This window comes from Brevibacterium sp. SIMBA_078 (assembly GCF_046534565.1).
Taxonomy (GTDB): Bacteria; Actinomycetota; Actinomycetes; order Actinomycetales; family Brevibacteriaceae; genus Brevibacterium.
This window is the reverse complement of the sequence record NZ_JAWRYQ010000438.1, coordinates 1-248: the sequence shown is the minus strand read 5'-3', so window position 1 is coordinate 248 and position 248 is coordinate 1. Positions and strand designations below refer to the sequence as shown.

Sequence of the window (248 nt, the reverse complement as noted above, 5' to 3'; positions counted from 1 at the left end):
CGCCTATTTGCATGGCTGGACGCCGATTACGAGTAATGGCGGAATCAAGTCGCTGCTGCTTCACCCCGTCGACGCCTGCCGCTATGTTCTGCTCTATCTCGGCTCGCCTGCGGACGGCACGCGACTCGGCATCGCGGGCGCATATGCATGCGGATTCGTCATGCTTGCGACAGTCGCGCTATGGACCGTGCGCGCCCTCTGCCTGCGCAAGACGCCACCGGCTGCCATCGCGTTGCTCGCATTTTCGC

1 protein-coding gene is annotated in these 248 nt (G+C 63.3%); it reads left to right on the top strand.

From position 1 onward, the window contains the following. Window positions 1-248, top strand: a 248-nt coding sequence (locus SB749_RS20320; RefSeq protein WP_410711902.1) for a hypothetical protein, incomplete at both ends; no start/stop codon positions are given.